Genomic DNA, 14,198 nt, shown 5'->3' on the forward strand with positions numbered 1-14,198 from the left:
AATGTATTAGAGAACTTCGTCAGCGCTGATACTTCGAGCTTCTTCGACTAGCATCACTGGCACGTCTTCGCGAATAGGGTAGGCAAGGCGATCTGCTTTGCAAATGAGCTCATTCTTATCGGCATCCAAATGTAATTGGCTTTTACATAGGGGGCAAACCAAGATATCGAGTAATCGTTTGTCCATGATGATTTCTATATAACTTCGCTAAGTGTAGGTTCTGTTAGAGAGTATAGCGACGCGGATCGGGTCTTTGCAAAATGGATTGCAGCCATTCCATGAGATTTTCAGGTAACCGCAATGACATTGGGGCAACCCAAATCCGTTCATCAGAGATGCCAGAGCACTTCACGGCATCTTTTTCAGTAATCAAAATGCATTGAGCCTTGATTGCTTCAAAAAACTCGGGCGTGAAAGTAGCATGGTCTGGTAGCGGAATATGTTTACCAGTGATGCCATGTTTTGCTAGATCGTTAAAAAAGCGTTGTGGATTTCCGAGTCCAGCAACTGCAGTAATGTTCTTTGGTAAGAATTGCTCTGCAATTCGCTCAAAAGATTGGGTGTTTGCAGGATTGTTTAGTTGGTATGGAGTATCTAAATGATTGGATAGATGAAAGGATCTGCGGCCCAGAAAGTATTCGTCAGAAGACCCAGGTTTCGGATTTTTTGATACACCAGTAAAGAGTGTCGCATCGCGTTCACGAGACGCAGGCTCGCGCAGAGGTCCTGCAGGTAGTAGGAATCGGTTACCCTCACCTCGATCATCGCGTACGACAAACTCCACGTCCCGACCTCCTTCGCGGGCTGGCCAGCGAACCAATCCACAGTGTTGCAAGCCATCATCACTAATGATCACATTCACTTCGGGAAATTTTTTTAGTAAGGCTTGAATGCTTTCTTGGCGCTTAGGAAAAACCCAAATCGGAAATTGGTTATGAGTACGTTTTGCAATTAAAACAGGTTCATCACCAGCCACTAACGGATCTGAATCAGTACTTACTTGAAGCGGTGAAGTCTGTAGAGGTGAGCCATAGCCTCTGCTGATGATTCCGGGTTTCCAGCCAAGCTCAGATAGTTGTTGCGCCAAAGCAATCACGATTGGCGTCTTGCCAGTACCACCCACTCGAATATTACCCACAATAATGATGGGAACTGGTGCGGGTTTGGCGTTTTCAATACCTAAATCGCTAATGATTTTGCGAATACGCAAGACCAATCCATAGAGCCAGGACAAGGGCCACAGCAATAGGCTAGTAGGCCCACGCCTTTCCCAAAATTTGGGTGCTTTGCGAAAAAAAGATAGCGACATAGCCTTTGTGATCAGATCTTGACTACTTTTTTGTCTGACTGCTAAAGACAATATTTGAAAGGTTTGCATCGCGCGCTGCTTCTAAGGCTGTCATCACAGATTGATGAGGCGCTTTGGCATCTGCATCGATATTGACCTGAAGGTTGCTATCTTTGTTGCTCAGTTGGGTTAGGGCATTACTTAACTGAGATGAGTCTGTTACCTTGCCATTAATCGCAAAACGCCCATCACGGCTGACGGCAATATGTACTTGCTTGCTTTCTGCTTGTGACTCGCTGCCACTAGCTGTTGGTAGGGTAATAGCTAGCTCTTGATAGCGTGTAAAGGTTGTGGAGATCATTAAAAAGATCAACACTACTAACAAAACATCGATAAATGGAATGAGATTAATTTCTGGTTCATTAGAAACAGAAATTGTTCCTAAAGAAAATGAATTTCTAGATTTCGAGTGTGTTTGTAGCCAACTCATGAGTTAGATTCAGTTGGATAAAGTTTTTTAAATAGTTGGCGTGTGAATTCTTCACACTCACGTTGACGTTGGTTGGCGATTGCTCGAAGCGCACGCCAACTTGCTAATGCAGGTATGGCAATGAGCAAGCCAAAGGCGGTGTTGTAAAGCGCCACTGAAATACCATGAGCAAGTTGTTGGGGGCTGCCTGCACCATTCACAGCGCCTTGGCTACCAAAGATCTCAATCATGCCTACGACGGTACCAAATAAGCCTAATAAGGGGGCAACTGTTGCAATGGTTGCTAGCACACCAAGGTAGCGATCAAATTTGAGCCAAGTACTTTGTGCGACAGCTTGAAGTTCTTCCAATGCGGTTTGCGCATTGTTACCAGCTGATTTTTCGCGCAGAGTACATGCCAGTAATGGGGTGGCAGGAGACTGCTGGGTTAATTGTGCAATCTGTTCATTTGTAACAGTTTTATGGCCAATCAACTGATTACTTAAAGAAAATGCAGTCTCTAAGCTGCCTTTTGGGAATATATGAATTTGCCGTAGATACCAACTCCGCTCAATAACAATGGCAAGGCCAATAATGGAGATGATTAATAGGGGCCAGATAGGCCAGCCGGCAGATAGTAAGATGGAGTACATAAGCTCAGTACTTTAGCTGAATTAATTAGACCCTCTTGTAAAGTTTGCCTGTGGATAACTCTGTGTAAAACTTTTTCGTGGGGGCAAGCTAAGTCATTGATTGATGGTGGAAAGGGTGGAAACCTCATCAAAACACCTTATGATGGTTGAGTAATTTCAGTATATAAATCAAAGGCTTGTAAATTAACTGTAGTATTTATGAGACGTTTCGGGTCAGTAATTGCTTACTTATGATTATTCAACCTAGAGCCAATCAGCCTCTGTGGATATTTATCGCCACATGAGCCTGATGATTTGCGGGGTGAGAAGAAATAAATGTCGGAAATGCTAGAACAATCAAGGGAAATTCTGTCTGTTGGCGATCTGAACCGCGCCATTGCTGCTTCTTTGGAAGATCGGTTCGATACGGTATGGGTGAGCGGGGAGATTTCTAACTTCAAAGCCTATGACAGCGGGCATTGGTATTTCTCATTGAAGGATGAGGAAGGTCAGATTCGTTGTGTAATGTTTAGGGGTCGCAATGGTCAAGTGGGCTTTATGCCTCAGTCAGGAGACTTGGTTGAGGTCAGCGCCAATCTCAGTATGTATGTTCCTAGAGGTGACATCCAACTCACGATTCAAACTTTGCGCCGAGCTGGCATGGGTGGTTTGTATGAGGCATTTTTAAAACTCAAAGCCAAACTGGCAAAAGAGGGTTTGTTTGATGAAGATCGTAAACGGGAAATCCCAACGCACCCAAGATCGATTGGCATTATTACTTCACCGCAAGCCGCAGCATTAAAAGATGTGCTGAGCACTTTAGCAAGACGTGCGCCACATATTCCTATTGTGATTTATCCAACTTTGGTACAAGGGCCTGATGCACCCGCAGGAATTATTGCTGCACTCAAGGCTGCTGAAAAAGAAAAAGCGGTTGATGTGATTTTGTTAGTCAGGGGTGGCGGAAGTATCGAAGACTTGTGGGCTTTTAATGATGAGCAACTGGCTTATGCAATTGCGGATTCAAATATCCCCATAGTCAGTGGTGTTGGGCATGAGACGGATTTCACGATTGCAGACTTTGTGGCGGATCTGCGAGCTCCAACGCCTACAGGTGCTGCAGAGCTAGCTGCGCCTCGTAGGGATCAAATGCTCCAAGAGCTTGATGCCATTACGCAAGCCCTTTTACAGCGCATTAATCAACGCGTTGAGCGAGAAGCGCAAACATTAGATCAACTGGCTTTGAGATTAAGTCATGCATTGCCTAATCCCGATCGTATGCGCGAACAAATGACGAGCTTGCAACAACGCATGAATCAAGCCTGGTCGGTGCGCATGGAAAATTGGAGGCGCAATCAATCCCACTATCAATCGCAACTGGAGTTACTCAATCCACAAAGAACGCTTGAGCGAGGGTACTCTGTAATTTTGAGCAAAGATAACGAGCAATTACATGTAGTAAGAAGCCCCAAAGACCTTACGATTCATAAAGCCTTTCAGATTCAAATGGCAGATGGCAAGGCTGATGTGAGTTTGGCTGAAATCAAAATTAACCCGGATTTATAAGTTCATCCTTTCTTGACAAAACGTACGTTTTAACGTACTATTGAAAAAAAGGAGTGAAATATGACTACATTAACTGCTAGTGAGGCTAGGGCCGGGCTTTACCGCCTGATTGATCAGACTGCGGAGTCACATAAGCCTGTAGTGATCTCGGGAAAGCGGGCTAATGCTGTTCTGATTTCGGAAGAGGATTGGAGTGCTATTCAGGAGACTCTATATCTTATGTCGGTGCCAGGAATGCGTGAATCTATTAAAGAAGCAATGGCTGAACCGCTGGCTAAAAGTAAAAAGGTATTGAAGTGGTAGTTTGGAATTTAGCCTATTCCAAATTTGCATTAAAGGATGCAAAGAAAATAGCTGTAGCTGGATTAAAGGATAAGACGCAGGTTTTGCTCGATGTTCTTCGTGTTGACCCTTTGCAAAATCCTCCACCCTATGAAAAGTTGGTTGGTGATTTGAAAGGGGCTTATTCACGCAGGATCAATATTCAGCATAGGCTCGTATATGAAGTATTTCGAAAAGAGAGAACGGTTCGTATTCTTCGAATGTGGACCCATTATGAATAATGGGTTTATCTTACTCAGAGAATATTAGGCTCAATATCCAGCTTTACACCAAACTGATCATGCACTTTCTCTTGAATGCATTTTGCAAGACCGAGGATATCTTGAGCTGTTCCATTCCCATGGTTGACTAACACTAGGGCTTGATTTTCATAAATACCTACATTACCCATTCGCTGACCTTTAAAGCCGCATTGATCAATAAGCCACCCAGCGGCAAGCTTACGTTTACCTGCAGCATCAGGGTAAGAAACTAATTCTGGGTATTTATGCAAAAGGGTCTCGAATTGTTCTATTGGAACAATTGGATTCTGAAAGAAGCTACCTGCATTGCCGATCAACTTGGGATCTGGCAGTTTGTGCGTACGAATCTTACAAACGGCTAGAAAGATTTCTTCAGGGCTTGGATTAGGGTTTTCTGAGAACTGTTTTGCCAAATCAGCGTAATGAATACGTGCTTTCCATTGTTTGGGTATTCTGAAAATAACCTTGGTTAAGATAAAACGATTTGGGTTTCTCTTAAAGTGGCTATCGCGATAAGCAAGCTGGCATTGTTCTTTTGTGAGGGCAGTAAAAGCTTGGCTATGAGCATCGAATGCCTCGACAGATTCAATGTACTCGCCTATCTCAACTCCGTAAGCGCCGATATTCTGAATGGGAGCAGCTCCTACAGTTCCAGGAATGAGTGCGAGATTCTCTAGGCCTGGCAAATTTTGTTCCAAGGTCCAAGTAACAAATTCATGCCAATTGACGCCACCACCAGCGCTTATTAAAACTGAATGGTTATCAGAGGAAATGATTTCCTGCCCAGCGATGTTCATGAGCAAGGTTGCCCCAGGCAAAAGCTTAGGCAAGATGACATTGCTACCGCCACCCAGGACGCGCCAGGGTAATTTCTTGTTGAGCACCTCGTTTATGACCTCCGAAACATGCTCGGGTGAGGTAATTTCATAGGCTAGCTCAGCGCTTGCCTCAAAACCAAAGGTATTGCGCTCCTTAAGACTCAGATTCGGTACTAATTTAGGTCTGGAAGGCGCGCTTTTTTGGGAGTTCATGCCACAATCTTATTCGAATGTTTGCCAAGAGCGCAGATAATGCAAGATATTACGAAATTGATTAGATAGGGAGTAAAAGATGCCTTCATTTGACGTTGTTTGTGAACCAGACATGGTTGAGCTCAAAAATGCCATTGAGCAGTCCAATAAAGAGATTAGCAATCGATTTGATTTTAAGGGTTCAGATAGTCGTGTAGAGCAAAAGGATGAGGCGTTAATTTTATTTGCCGATGATGAATTTAAGCTAGGTCAAGTGCGTGATGTATTGATTGGTAAGATGGCCAAACGCAATGTGGATGTGCGCTATCTAAAAGATGACAAGACCGAAACCATCGGCGGAGATAAGCGTAAACAAACCATGAAAATTCAGAAGGGAATTACTTCTGATCTTTCTAAGAAAGTAGTGCGCATTATTAAAGATAGCAAACTCAAAGTGCAGGCGAGTATTCAAGGCGATGCTGTGCGCGTTACTGGGGCAAAACGCGATGACTTGCAGGCCACCATGGCCCTATTAAAGAAAGAAGTTACAGAAGCACCATTGGGCTTTAATAATTTCCGTGACTAATGATGTGGTTAAGGATTCCTCAAAGATAGCGCTAGCAAGCCTAGAGGCGATAGAGCGCTTTTGCGATGCTTGCTGGTTAGAGGATGGACTGTCAAAGAATAGTTTGTCAGCTTATCGAAGAGACTTGTTGTTGCTGGCCCAATGGTTATATCAACAGTCAGGTACCGATTTATATTCAGTTCAGGAGAAAGATCTCACTGGGTATATAGCCCACCGCCGCGCTGATAAAGCAACAACTGCTAATCGACGTCTTACTGTTTTTAAGCGTTTTTATCGTCATGCATTGCGCATGAATTTGGTCAAAAGCGACCCCTGTATTGGTCTAAGAGCGGCAAAACAAGCTTTACGTTTCCCCAAAACACTTAGTGAAGACCAGGTTACTGCTTTGCTCAATGCGCCTGATATTGATACGCCTTTGGGCCTGCGGGATCGAACCATGCTTGAGCTCATGTATGCGAGTGGTTTACGTGTTTCAGAAATTGTTTCTCTAAAGACTGTTGCTCTAGGCTTAAATGAGGGCGTAGTACGCATAGTGAATGGTAAGGGTGGCAAAGAACGTTTAGTGCCTTTTGGCGGAGAGGCGGGGCAATGGTTGAGGCGTTATTTTGCAGAGGCGCGCATACCATTATTAGAGGGTAAATCTAGCGATGCTGTGTTTGTGGGGCGTCACACTGGAACTGCGCTTACTAGACAAGCATTTTGGGCGCTGATCAAGCGTTATGCGACGCTAGCTCATATCCCCGTATCCCTCTCCCCCCACACTTTAAGACATGCCTTTGCAACCCATTTACTCAATCACGGAGCTGATTTGAGGGTGGTGCAGCTTTTGTTAGGTCATGCCGATATATCGACTACGCAGATATATACCCACGTTGCTAGGGAGCGCCTCAAATCAATCCATCAGCAACATCATCCTCGTGGTGCTTGATTTAACATCCCCTGAGATATCAATATCCTCAAAAGTGATTAAGATGATGCTATGACATTTACCATAGACCTTTTATTAATTGTTGTTGCGTACCTCATTGGCTCGATTTCATTTGCGGTAGTAGTGAGCAAATGTATGAGACTGCCTGATCCCCATTCCTATGGTTCTGGTAATCCAGGTGCAACCAATGTTTTGCGTACTGGCAACAAGGTTGCTGCGGCACTGACTTTTTTGGGCGATGCTTTAAAGGGTTTTTTTGCCGTTGTTTTGGCAAGAGCTATTTTGGGTGACCCCCCTCTAGAAACCTGTTTAAATTCCTGGGTACTTTGTGGTGTAGTGATAGCCGTATTTTTAGGGCATGTATTTCCAGTTTTTCATGGATTTAAAGGTGGTAAAGGTGTGGCTACCGCTTGCGGTATTTTGTTTGGCATTAATTCCATTTTGGGTATTGCCACTTTGAGTACTTGGATTATTGTGGCCGTATTCTTAAGGTATTCCTCTTTGGCTGCTTTAGCTGCTGCGATATTTGGCCCCATCTATTTTGTATTTCTTTTCGGCTTTCAGCCAATGGCGATCGCTCTAGTAGTGGTTTGTATTCTGCTCATTTGGCGTCATAGGAGCAATATTAAAAACTTACTCAATGGCACCGAGAGTCGTATCGGTTCCAAGAAGAGTAAGGCCTGACAAATATAAAAATTAATAAGTAAACGAAAATTAACAAACAAGACTAAAAATATAGCAAGGAGATATTTATGACGATTGCCTATGCCTGTATCTTGTTTATGGGATTGTTTCCGTATGTTGCTGCTGGTATTGCTAAAAAAGGTTTTGATCAATACGACAACAGCATGCCAAGACAATGGCTAGCCAAACAGACAGGCTTTAGAGCAAGGGCCAATGCTGCTCAGGCCAATCTATTTGAGTCACTCCCATTGTTTTTTGCTGCTGTGATCATTGCTTCAGTAAGTAACGTGCCGCAAGCAAAAATTGATCTTCTCGCGATTGGTTTTGCGATTGCCCGCATCGCCTATCTCATTTGCTACATTGCCAACTGGCCAACTACTCGATCAATCGTCTGGTTACTAGGGTTATTGTGCGTAATAGCCATATTCTTTCAGATCTAAAGAAAATCATCAAAATGACAGTGAAAAAAACAACAAGTAACGTACCAAAAAAAGCAGCCGTGAAAAAAACTGCTATCAAAAAAACCACGGCCAAGAATGATGCGGCTGGAATGCCACTCTCTGTTGTGATCAGACGTCGTATTGAGGCGCAAAAGGCACGCTTTCATGCGAACGACAATATTTCTGCTTTCATTAAACCAGGTGAGCTTGAGGGTTTAGTGGAAGAGGTTGCTCAAAAGATGCAAGCAGTATTGGAGAGTTTGGTCATTGATACAAAAAATGATCACAACACTCAAAACACCAGTCGGCGTGTTGCAAAGATGTATGTTCAGGAGGTCTTTAGTGGTCGCTATGTTAATCAGCCAACCTTAACCAAGTTCCCTAATGTCAGCCGCCTTAATGAGCTCATGATTATTGGCCCAATAACGGTACGTAGTGCCTGCTCTCACCATCTATGCCCAATCATGGGCCGTATTTGGATTGGTGTATTGCCAAGCAAGGCCTCAGCATTGATTGGTTTATCAAAATACTCACGTTTAACTGAGTGGGTCATGTGTAGGCCACAAATTCAGGAAGAGGCGGTTGTGGAATTAGCAGATATGCTTGAGAAAAAAATTAAACCCATTGGTGTTGCAGTAGTGATGGATGCTGATCACTTTTGTATGCAGTGGCGTGGTGTTAAAGATCGAGACTCAAAGATGATCAACAGCGTGATGCGCGGCGCTTTTTTGAAAGACTCTAATCTGAGAAGAGAGTTTTTAGCCTTGATAGATCGAAAGTAATATGCGTTTTACTCGCCCTGCCAGCCACTTTCTTTTTATCATTTTCCTTCTGAGTTGTCTTGCGGCTTGTGCAGGCTTCCCTGACAAAAACCAGGACTCCAGTAAAAACAATGTGGAAAATTTTCGGAAGGATTTAAAGGAGTGCAAGGATGACTATCCTGAAGCAGGCAGTGGGGTTCACATTCGCGAGTGGATTAATTGCATGAATTTAAAGGGTTGGAAATAAACTCTCTAAATTTTATTGGTGAGAACTATTCTCATCTATATTTGTATATAAATCAGTAGGTTATATACCCTCTAGCAAGTCTATTTCATCTGCACTATGATCGCCTCAGGTATTTAGATTCTCATTTCTAATTGTTTTAATTTTGGAGAGCATATGAAAAATAGTCGTCGCCAATTTATGATTTTGTCTGCAGCTGGTGCTTGCACATTAGCCTTAAATGGCAAAGTACAAGCTCAAGCAATGGTAGCTGAGACAGACCCACAGGCTGCTGCTTTGGGTTACAAAGCAGATGCAACCAAAGTAGATAAAGCCAAGTACGCTAAGTATGCTGCTGGTCAACAGTGCGATAACTGTGCACTTTATCAAGGTAAGCCTGGTTCTGCCGCTGGCGGTTGCTCACTTTTTGCAGGTAAGCAAGTTGCCGGCAAAGGTTGGTGCTCCGCTTATGCTAAGAAGGCATAATCTTTGGGCATTGAGTTTTATCCATGTAAGTTAAAGCCACTCAACTGAGTGGCTTTTTTCTTGTGCTTGCGCTTAATACTTTATGCTTGAGCCATTTCTTAATGAGATGAATTTGTGATTACCGATCACCCAAGTCTAATTCACCCTAAATACCGCGCAGATATTGATGGCCTGCGCGCAGTTGCTGTTCTATCAGTTCTTATCTTTCACGCTTTTCCAGAGTGGCTCCCTGGAGGATTTATTGGCGTGGATGTATTTTTTGTCATTTCGGGATATTTAATTTCGACCATTATCTTTGAAAATTGCAATGAAAAGTGTTTTAGTTTTTTAGAGTTTTATAGTCGCCGCATTAATCGCATCTTTCCCTCATTGCTGGTAGTTTTGGCATTTAGCTATGCTTTTGGTTGGCTTAATCTTTTGGCGGATGACTTTGCTCAACTAGGTAAGCATATTGCTGGGGGTGCAGGGTTTATTTCTAATCTGGTTTTATGGAATGAAAGCGGCTATTTTGATAAAGCTGCAGAATTAAAACCGCTGCTGCACCTGTGGTCGCTGGGTATAGAAGAGCAGTTCTACTTTGTTTGGCCCTTAGCGATTTACTTCATCGTGCGTTGGCCTAAGAAACTATTGCCATTTATTGTGGCGATCGCCTTACTTTCCTTTGGTTTAAATGTTGCCTACATCAATGCCAATCCAGTTGCGACTTTCTATTCCCCGATCACTCGGTTTTGGGAATTACTCATAGGGTCTTTATTGGCATATCTGACGGTGTATAGATCACCCGTATTGCATGCTATTCAAGAAAAATATCAAAGTGTGCTATCCGCATTGGGCCTAACGCTCATATTGCTTGGATCATTCATCTTGAATCAAAAAAGCGCTTTTCCTGGTTGGTGGGCCCTAATGCCAACAGTTGGCGCAGCCTTGGTCATTGGTGCCGGAACAAATGCTGGGTGTAATAAGGGCCTTTTGAGTAATAAGGGGTTAGTTTGGTTTGGTCTGATTAGTTTTCCTTTGTATTTGTGGCATTGGCCCTTACTGGCTTTTGCAAGACTACAAGAAGGTGAGACGCCTTCATTGATGATTCGTGCGGCTTTGGTCTTGCTATCAATTATCTTGGCATGGGTGACTTACCGTTTTGTAGAAAAACCTATTCGATTCAATGCTAGCTACCGTACTCATAAAAATATTGCCTTGGTATTTCTGATGATTGTGATTGCTTATTTGGGTTACAACTGCTTTGATCGCAAGGGAATTGCATTTCGCCATAAGTTCTTCATGAAAGAAATCTCAGGCTACACCTTTGATAAAGTTGCTGAGCAGCGTCAACGCACCTGTTTTTTGATGGATATTGGCGATGATGTGAATAATTTTTCAAAAACATGTATTCATAATGACCGGCCTTATAAGTTGGTCTTGTGGGGCGATTCGCATGGGGGATCTTTATACCCAGGGTTTGCAGAACTGGAAAAGAGCAATGCCAAAATTGCTGTGACTCAATTTACGGCTGCTGGATGTGGGGGGTTGTTGCCTACTGAGGAGCAGGGCCCATTTTGCAGGCGTGCCAACGAGTTGGCGATGAAAGAAATTCTCAACCTCAAGCCTAATTTAGTCGTTATTTACAAGGCCTGGAGTCCTTTTTACTACCCCCTGATTAAGCCAACAATTGAGCTACTCCATGAACATGGTATTCAGGTGCTGATTGTTGGTCCAACACCTCGCTGGAAAGACGATCTTCCAAAAGTGGTGTATCGCTACTGGAAAAAACATAAAGAATTGCCACCGGCCTACTATGGAGAATCGCTTGATCCCAATATCTATCAAATGGATGAGCAACTACGGAAGATTGCCCAAGAAAACCATGCCTTGTACTACTCTGCATGGGATCGCTTATGCAATCTGGATGGCTGTTTAACCCGCATCCCTAAAACAGATAATGCGTTGACCACGCTAGACGAGGATCATATAACGCCGGCGGCAGCGAGATATTTGGTTCAGGGGCTAAATCAAGATACGCTCAGTAATTTTGTGAAGTAAGTTTTCATTCATAATTCACTTAATTAATAAAAATATTAGAAAAAATGAGACACACTATTCGTTATTGGTTCAAGCGAAGTGCATTCTATTTTGGGGGTGATCAGCCTCCAGTGAGTTGGAAAGAGCGCATACGAACTTGCATGGGGGCTTTTATTGGTCTGCTGCTGGTGATCACGGCTGCAAAGTATTTGGGGGAGCTCAGCGGAATAGATGAGTGGTTAATGGCTTCTTTGGGTGCTAGCGCATTACTTGTTTTTGTTCTGCCCGGAAGCCCGATGGCTCAACCGTGGGCAGTGATTGCTGGTAATACGATCTCCGCATTAATTGGCATTACCACGGTGCACATCATTGGTGAGTCTTTGTTGGCGATGCCCATTGCGGCGGCAACTTCAATTTTGGGAATGTTTATATTGCGCTGTTTACATCCGCCTGCAGCAGCTGTCGCGCTAATAGCGGTATTGGGCCATATTGCGCATTATCGATATGCAATTTTCCCAGTCATGATTGACTCTATTCTGTTGGTGATTGCAGGAGCTCTGTATAGTAATTTAACTGGTAAGCGATATCCCAATAAACCAGCCAAATAGAGTGAGCAGCTGAATTCCCTGCTGGCTTTAATAAAATATACCCCCATCATTGGGGGTATATTTTTGTACAAGATTTAAGCTGCTTTAATCAATTCATTTGATTTTGGTAGCTGCTATTGATGCAATGCAATCTTTGATGCCGTAGTTCTGAAACTTACCTGCATTTTCTTTGCGCAAAGACTGAGCACATTCAGAAACTGAATTGCGTACATTAATTTTTGGGGTATTGCCCATCATTTTCTCCTTTATTTTGATTTGTATTCATGCTAGTCAATGACAATTAATCAATGGACCAGCATCTGGGGCCTTATTTTAATAAATTTAGGCTGTTTGAAAAGCCTATAAAATCAATACCATATTTCAATTTATAGCTATTAATTCGTTAAAATGCATGTTTAATTTAAGGCTAAGTAATAACGAATATGACCGCTGTTACACCTGTCATTCTTTGTGGAGGGTCTGGTACACGCCTTTGGCCCTTATCACGCGCAAGCTTTCCTAAGCAGTTTTTGGTGCTTTCAGGTAGTGATGCTGGTCAGAGCTTGTTTCAAGAGGCCGTACTGAGAATTAATGCGATCGCTAAGCCTGGCTTGGAAGTGCAACAAACTCTGGTAGTGACTAACGAAGACTATCGGTTTTTGGTTTTAGATCAATTGCGTGAACTTGCCAATATTCAAGCCGCATTGCTGTTGGAACCAGTTGGCCGAAACACTGCACCAGCACTTACTTTGGCGGCGATGCAGGTGGCTGAGGCACCAAATGAAAACTATGATCCAATATTGGTGATCACACCCGCAGATCAAACAGTTAAAAATCAAGCTGCATTCACTGCTGCATTACAAGATTGCGTTGCTATTATTCAAGCGGATAAGAATAATCAGACCATTGCAATTTTAGGCATCACTCCAATAGCCCCAGAAACTGGTTACGGCTATATCAAGCGAGTAAGTTCGGCAAAAGAAGATGAGGGTCAAGCAGTAGAAAAATTTGTTGAAAAGCCAGATCTTCAAAAAGCACAAGCGTATTTGGCTGATGGTGATTATTTGTGGAATAGTGGCATGTTCGTGTTGCGAGCGAGTACCTGGTTAGCCGCTTTACAAGAATTTAGGCCTGATATTTTTCTTGCCACTAAAAGTTCTTGGGCTGCGCGCACGCAAGACAGGGTTGAGCGAACTGCTTTCATACGACCAGGAAAAGAGGAATTTAAAGCCATTCCCAGCGAATCTATTGACTATGCGGTCATTGAAAAATGCCCAGGATCGAGTAAATTTATCGTCAAGATGGTGGAGCTTGATGCCGGCTGGAATGATTTGGGTGCTTGGGATGCGGTATGGCAAGTGGGCAATCAAGATGCGAAAGGCAATGTGACGAGCGGAGATACTCTACTCACGAATTCCAAAAACTCTTTGGTGCACGCTAGCAGTCGTTTGGTAAGCGCCGTAGGTATTGAAAATTTGATTATTGTTGAGACAGCTGATGCTGTGCTGGTTGTTGATAGAAGCAATAGTCAAGATGTAAAAAATATTGTCGCTAAGTTAGAAGAGCAAAAACGAGAAGAAAAGAGTCTGCATCGTAAAGTATCTAGACCATGGGGCTGGTATGACAGTGTAGATGAGGGTGAGCGCTTTAAGGTAAAACGCATTTGCGTAAAGCCTGGTGCGAGCCTGTCATTGCAAATGCATCACCATCGTGCGGAGCATTGGATTGTTGTTAAGGGGATGGCGGAAGTAACCAATGGAAACCAAGTGATTACTTTGGCTGAAAATCAAAGCACCTATATTCCGCAAGGTCAGCCCCATCGGCTTGCAAACCCAGGAAAAAATCCACTAGAAATTATTGAAGTGCAATCGGGCAGTTATTTAGGCGAGGATGATATTGTTCGCTTTGAAGATACCTATGGCCGAAGCTAGAGAGATT

19 protein-coding genes are annotated in these 14,198 nt (G+C 43.3%); 13 read left to right on the forward strand and 6 right to left on the reverse strand.

The features are described 5' to 3' along the window. Nucleotides 1-6: 6 nt before the first annotated feature. The 4 genes from NHB35_RS01520 to NHB35_RS01535 are packed head-to-tail and all read right to left on the reverse strand — an operon-like array spanning nt 7 to nt 2,410. Nucleotides 7-186 carry a Trm112 family protein gene (locus NHB35_RS01520; protein ID WP_353432619.1) on the reverse strand — a complete coding sequence of 60 codons (180 nt, stop codon included), beginning with the start codon at nt 184-186 and terminating at the stop codon, nt 7-9. A 37-nt stretch (nt 187-223) separates the two neighbouring features. Beyond that, nucleotides 224-1,309, reverse strand: a complete 1,086-nt coding sequence (lpxK, locus tag NHB35_RS01525) for a tetraacyldisaccharide 4'-kinase (protein ID WP_353432620.1) — start codon at nt 1,307-1,309, stop codon at nt 224-226. A 22-nt stretch (nt 1,310-1,331) separates the two neighbouring features. Continuing rightward, nucleotides 1,332-1,778: a biopolymer transporter ExbD gene (locus NHB35_RS01530; protein ID WP_353432621.1), complete on the reverse strand. Its 447-nt coding sequence runs from the start codon at nt 1,776-1,778 to the stop codon at nt 1,332-1,334. Then, the gene (locus NHB35_RS01535; RefSeq protein ID WP_353432622.1) at nt 1,775-2,410 is read right to left on the reverse strand and encodes a MotA/TolQ/ExbB proton channel family protein; all 636 of its coding nucleotides are present in this window, start codon (nt 2,408-2,410) and stop codon (nt 1,775-1,777) included. The genes NHB35_RS01530 and NHB35_RS01535 overlap by 4 nt, the downstream gene beginning before the upstream one ends. A gap of 324 nt (nt 2,411-2,734) precedes the next feature. Here NHB35_RS01535 and xseA point away from each other — a divergent pair, with 324 nt between their 5' ends. From xseA to NHB35_RS01550, 3 genes are read left to right on the forward strand one after another with little or no spacing between them, the layout of a single operon-like run. Further along, nucleotides 2,735-3,955 carry an exodeoxyribonuclease VII large subunit gene (gene xseA, locus NHB35_RS01540; protein WP_353433367.1) on the forward strand — a complete coding sequence of 407 codons (1,221 nt, stop codon included), beginning with the start codon at nt 2,735-2,737 and terminating at the stop codon, nt 3,953-3,955. Nucleotides 3,956-4,015: 60 nt separating this feature from the next. Continuing rightward, nucleotides 4,016-4,258, forward strand: coding sequence for a type II toxin-antitoxin system Phd/YefM family antitoxin (locus NHB35_RS01545; protein ID WP_353432623.1), 243 nt, complete (start codon nt 4,016-4,018; stop codon nt 4,256-4,258). Next, entirely contained in the window at nt 4,252-4,518 is a 267-nt protein-coding gene (locus NHB35_RS01550) for a Txe/YoeB family addiction module toxin (RefSeq protein ID WP_353432624.1), read from the forward strand. The genes NHB35_RS01545 and NHB35_RS01550 overlap by 7 nt, the downstream gene beginning before the upstream one ends. 14 nt (nt 4,519-4,532) lie before the next feature. On the opposite strand, the gene murB is transcribed toward NHB35_RS01550, so the two are convergent. After that, nucleotides 4,533-5,570 (reverse strand): UDP-N-acetylmuramate dehydrogenase, encoded by a 1,038-nt coding sequence (murB, locus tag NHB35_RS01555; RefSeq protein ID WP_353432625.1) that lies wholly within the window; start codon nt 5,568-5,570, stop codon nt 4,533-4,535. Between the two features lie 79 nt (nt 5,571-5,649). On the opposite strand from murB, the gene NHB35_RS01560 reads away from it, so the two are divergent. From NHB35_RS01560 to NHB35_RS01600, 9 genes are all read left to right on the forward strand, one after another. Then, complete coding sequence (locus NHB35_RS01560; RefSeq protein WP_353432627.1) at nt 5,650-6,135, forward strand: YajQ family cyclic di-GMP-binding protein; 486 nt, start codon at nt 5,650-5,652, stop codon at nt 6,133-6,135. Next, complete coding sequence (gene xerD, locus NHB35_RS01565; protein ID WP_353432628.1) at nt 6,128-7,063, forward strand: site-specific tyrosine recombinase XerD; 936 nt, start codon at nt 6,128-6,130, stop codon at nt 7,061-7,063. Before NHB35_RS01560 ends, xerD begins: the two co-directional genes overlap by 8 nt. Before the next feature lie 51 nt (nt 7,064-7,114). Next, the gene (plsY, locus tag NHB35_RS01570) at nt 7,115-7,747 is read left to right on the forward strand and encodes a glycerol-3-phosphate 1-O-acyltransferase PlsY (RefSeq protein ID WP_353432629.1); all 633 of its coding nucleotides are present in this window, start codon (nt 7,115-7,117) and stop codon (nt 7,745-7,747) included. Between the two features lie 68 nt (nt 7,748-7,815). Next, nucleotides 7,816-8,187 carry an MAPEG family protein gene (locus NHB35_RS01575; protein ID WP_353432630.1) on the forward strand — a complete coding sequence of 124 codons (372 nt, stop codon included), beginning with the start codon at nt 7,816-7,818 and terminating at the stop codon, nt 8,185-8,187. A gap of 110 nt (nt 8,188-8,297) precedes the next feature. Continuing rightward, the gene (locus NHB35_RS01580; RefSeq protein ID WP_353433368.1) at nt 8,298-8,969 is read left to right on the forward strand and encodes a GTP cyclohydrolase I; all 672 of its coding nucleotides are present in this window, start codon (nt 8,298-8,300) and stop codon (nt 8,967-8,969) included. Nucleotide 8,970: 1 nt separating this feature from the next. Then, a complete protein-coding gene (locus tag NHB35_RS01585; RefSeq protein ID WP_353432631.1) occupies nt 8,971-9,195 on the forward strand; it encodes a hypothetical protein in 225 nt (74 codons plus the stop codon). Nucleotides 9,196-9,348: 153 nt separating this feature from the next. Beyond that, entirely contained in the window at nt 9,349-9,657 is a 309-nt protein-coding gene (locus NHB35_RS01590) for a high-potential iron-sulfur protein (RefSeq protein WP_353432632.1), read from the forward strand. 114 nt (nt 9,658-9,771) lie between these two features. Next, nucleotides 9,772-11,694 carry an acyltransferase family protein gene (locus tag NHB35_RS01595; protein ID WP_353432633.1) on the forward strand — a complete coding sequence of 641 codons (1,923 nt, stop codon included), beginning with the start codon at nt 9,772-9,774 and terminating at the stop codon, nt 11,692-11,694. Between the two features lie 44 nt (nt 11,695-11,738). Next, entirely contained in the window at nt 11,739-12,281 is a 543-nt protein-coding gene (locus tag NHB35_RS01600; protein WP_353432634.1) for an HPP family protein, read from the forward strand. Between the two features lie 93 nt (nt 12,282-12,374). Here NHB35_RS01600 and NHB35_RS01605 read toward each other — a convergent pair whose 3' ends face one another. Next, complete coding sequence (locus NHB35_RS01605; RefSeq protein ID WP_353432635.1) at nt 12,375-12,515, reverse strand: hypothetical protein; 141 nt, start codon at nt 12,513-12,515, stop codon at nt 12,375-12,377. Between the two features lie 188 nt (nt 12,516-12,703). Here NHB35_RS01605 and NHB35_RS01610 point away from each other — a divergent pair, with 188 nt between their 5' ends. Continuing rightward, entirely contained in the window at nt 12,704-14,191 is a 1,488-nt protein-coding gene (locus NHB35_RS01610) for a mannose-1-phosphate guanylyltransferase/mannose-6-phosphate isomerase (RefSeq protein WP_353432637.1), read from the forward strand. Nucleotides 14,192-14,198 lie beyond the last annotated feature (7 nt).

Origin of the sequence: Polynucleobacter sp. MWH-UH23A (assembly GCF_040409805.1) — a bacterium.
Classification (GTDB): domain Bacteria; phylum Pseudomonadota; class Gammaproteobacteria; order Burkholderiales; family Burkholderiaceae; genus Polynucleobacter.

Bases quoted from the DNA above. Each gene is read 5' to 3' on its own strand.
- NHB35_RS01520 (WP_353432619.1), bottom strand. From the start codon at position 186: ATGGACAAACGATTACTCGATATCTTGGTTTGCCCCCTATGTAAAAGC.
- lpxK (WP_353432620.1), bottom strand. From the start codon at position 1,309: ATGTCGCTATCTTTTTTTCGCAAAGCACCCAAATTTTGGGAAAGGCGT.
- NHB35_RS01530 (WP_353432621.1), bottom strand. From the start codon at position 1,778: ATGAGTTGGCTACAAACACACTCGAAATCTAGAAATTCATTTTCTTTA.
- NHB35_RS01535 (WP_353432622.1), bottom strand. From the start codon at position 2,410: ATGTACTCCATCTTACTATCTGCCGGCTGGCCTATCTGGCCCCTATTA.
- xseA (WP_353433367.1), top strand. From the start codon at position 2,735: ATGCTAGAACAATCAAGGGAAATTCTGTCTGTTGGCGATCTGAACCGC.
- NHB35_RS01545 (WP_353432623.1), top strand. From the start codon at position 4,016: ATGACTACATTAACTGCTAGTGAGGCTAGGGCCGGGCTTTACCGCCTG.
- murB (WP_353432625.1), bottom strand. From the start codon at position 5,570: ATGAACTCCCAAAAAAGCGCGCCTTCCAGACCTAAATTAGTACCGAAT.
- NHB35_RS01560 (WP_353432627.1), top strand. From the start codon at position 5,650: ATGCCTTCATTTGACGTTGTTTGTGAACCAGACATGGTTGAGCTCAAA.
- plsY (WP_353432629.1), top strand. From the start codon at position 7,115: ATGACATTTACCATAGACCTTTTATTAATTGTTGTTGCGTACCTCATT.
- NHB35_RS01575 (WP_353432630.1), top strand. From the start codon at position 7,816: ATGACGATTGCCTATGCCTGTATCTTGTTTATGGGATTGTTTCCGTAT.
- NHB35_RS01580 (WP_353433368.1), top strand. From the start codon at position 8,298: ATGCCACTCTCTGTTGTGATCAGACGTCGTATTGAGGCGCAAAAGGCA.
- NHB35_RS01585 (WP_353432631.1), top strand. From the start codon at position 8,971: ATGCGTTTTACTCGCCCTGCCAGCCACTTTCTTTTTATCATTTTCCTT.
- NHB35_RS01590 (WP_353432632.1), top strand. From the start codon at position 9,349: ATGAAAAATAGTCGTCGCCAATTTATGATTTTGTCTGCAGCTGGTGCT.
- NHB35_RS01600 (WP_353432634.1), top strand. From the start codon at position 11,739: ATGAGACACACTATTCGTTATTGGTTCAAGCGAAGTGCATTCTATTTT.
- NHB35_RS01605 (WP_353432635.1), bottom strand. From the start codon at position 12,515: ATGGGCAATACCCCAAAAATTAATGTACGCAATTCAGTTTCTGAATGT.
- NHB35_RS01610 (WP_353432637.1), top strand. From the start codon at position 12,704: ATGACCGCTGTTACACCTGTCATTCTTTGTGGAGGGTCTGGTACACGC.